Below are 2,500 nucleotides of genomic sequence, written 5' to 3'. Positions count from 1 at the left end.
GGATGACTTGTGGCTAGGGGTGAAAGGCCAATCAAACTTGGAGATAGCTGGTTCTCCGCGAAATCTATTTAGGTAGAGCGTCCAGCGAATACCCCCGGGGGTAGAGCACTGAATGGGCTATGGGGACTCACCGTCTTACTGATCCTAATCAAACTCCGAATACCGGGGAGTACTACTGGGCAGACACACGGCGGGTGCTAACGTCCGTCGTGAAGAGGGCAACAACCCTGACCACCATCTAAGGTCCCTAAGTTATGGCTAAGTGGGAAAGGATGTGAGGATCCCAAAACAACCAGGATGTTGGCTTAGAAGCAGCCATCATTTAAAGAAAGCGTAACAGCTCACTGGTCTAAATAAGGGTCTTTGCGCCGAAAATGTACCGGGGCTAAAGCCATACACCGAAGCTGTGGATGCACGTATGTGCGTGGTAGCGGAGCGTTCCGTAAGCCTGTGAAGGGACAGTCGTGAGACATCCTGGAGGTATCGGAAGTGAGAATGCTGACATGAGTAACGATAAAGGGAGTGAGAGACTCCCTCGCCGAAAGTCCAAGGGTTCCTGCTTAAAGTTAATCTGAGCAGGGTTAGCCGGCCCCTAAGGCGAGGCCGAAAGGCGTAGTCGATGGGAACCACGTTAATATTCGTGGGCCTGCAGGTAGTGACGGATTGCGTGTGTTGTCAGGTCTTATTGGATTGATCTGGCAGCGAAGCGGTTCCAGGAAATAGCTCCTGCATATAGACCGTACCCTAAACCGACACTGGTGGACTGGTAGAGAATACCAAGGCGCTTGAGAGAACTGCGTTGAAGGAACTCGGCAAAATGCACGCGTAACTTCGGAAGAAGCGTGACCCTTCTTTAGGCAACTATTGGAGGGTGGCACAGACCAGGGGGTAGCGACTGTTTACCAAAAACACAGGGCTCTGCGAAGTCGCAAGACGACGTATAGGGTCTGACGCCTGCCCGGTGCTGGAAGGTTAAGAGGAGATGTGCAAGCATTGAATTGAAGCCCCAGTAAACGGCGGCCGTAACTATAACGGTCCTAAGGTAGCGAAATTCCTTGTCGGGTAAGTTCCGACCTGCACGAATGGCGTAACGACTTCCCCGCTGTCTCCAACGCAGACTCAGTGAAATTGAATTCCCCGTGAAGATGCGGGGTTCCTGCGGTTAGACGGAAAGACCCCGTGCACCTTTACTATAGCTTTACACTGGCATTCGTGTCGACATGTGTAGGATAGGTGGTAGACTTTGAAGCCGTGGCGCCAGCCATGGTGGAGTCATCCTTGAAATACCACCCTTATCTATATGGATGTCTAACTGCGGCCCGTTATCCGGGTCCAGGACCGTGTATGGTGGGTAGTTTGACTGGGGCGGTCGCCTCCTAAAGAGTAACGGAGGCGCGCGATGGTAGGCTCAGAACGGTCGGAAATCGTTCGTCGAGTGCAATGGCATAAGCCTGCCTGACTGCAAGACTGACAAGTCGAGCAGAGACGAAAGTCGGTCATAGTGATCCGGTGGTCCCGCGTGGAAGGGCCATCGCTCAACGGATAAAAGGTACGCCGGGGATAACAGGCTGATGACCCCCAAGAGTCCATATCGACGGGGTTGTTTGGCACCTCGATGTCGACTCATCGCATCCTGGGGCTGGAGCAGGTCCCAAGGGTATGGCTGTTCGCCATTTAAAGCGGTACGTGAGTTGGGTTCAGAACGTCGTGAGACAGTTCGGTCCCTATCTGCCGTGGGTGTAGGAATATTGATAGGATCTGTCCCTAGTACGAGAGGACCGGGATGGACGTATCTCTGGTGGACCTGTTGTCGTGCCAACGGCATAGCAGGGTAGCTATATACGGACGGGATAACCGCTGAAGGCATCTAAGCGGGAAACCCACCTAAAAACGAGTATTCCCTATCAGAGCCGTGGAAGACTACCACGTTGATAGGCCGGGTGTGGAAGTGCGGCAACGCATGTAGCTTACCGGTACTAATAGCTCGATCGACTTGATCACTCTCATTTACAATATCCATCGAACGAAGTTCGATAGTTTGTTTTGTCCTCACGCTGTCGCAGCTAACGCTGCTTCGCTGCGGACAGGGCGTCGCACAAGCGACGGCACACAGTCGTGTGCCTATTGTTTATCAGCGCCTGAAAAAACAAATCAATATCTGCACGAAAGACAATCAGCTTCTCATATTTGTGTTCTTCGCCGACCTGGTGGTTATGGCGGAGCGGCTGCACCCGATCCCATTCCGAACTCGGCCGTGAAACGCTCCAGCGCCAATGGTACTTTGTCTTAAGACACGGGAGAGTAGGTCGCTGCCAGGTCTGCTAAGCACACAAATCAAACCATCTTCTCAAATCATACAAAACAGTCACTTCACCGCCTCTTCGGCGGAAATAATATCATGACCCGAATAGTTCAAAAAATAGCGCGGGGTGGAGCAGCCCGGTAGCTCGTCAGGCTCATAACCTGAAGGCCGCAGGTTCAAATCCTGCCCCCGCAACCA

Annotated in this window: 1 tRNA gene and 2 rRNA genes (1 of these 3 cut by a window edge); all 3 read left to right on the top strand. The window is 52.8% G+C overall.

The window, feature by feature from the left end:
- Window positions 1-2,001, top strand: a 23S ribosomal RNA gene (locus ABE530_RS19215); it begins 903 nt to the left of the window's first position.
- A 202-nt stretch (window positions 2,002-2,203) separates the two neighbouring features.
- Window positions 2,204-2,318, top strand: a 5S ribosomal RNA gene (rrf, locus tag ABE530_RS19210).
- Between the two features lie 105 nt (window positions 2,319-2,423).
- Window positions 2,424-2,500 (top strand) — tRNA-Met (locus ABE530_RS19205).

This window comes from Brucella sp. TWI559, from assembly GCF_039674265.1.
Lineage (GTDB): Bacteria > Pseudomonadota > Alphaproteobacteria > Rhizobiales > Rhizobiaceae > Brucella > Brucella chromiisoli.
Note: the sequence above shows the minus strand (reverse complement) of the source record. Positions and strands in the feature narration are given on the sequence as shown.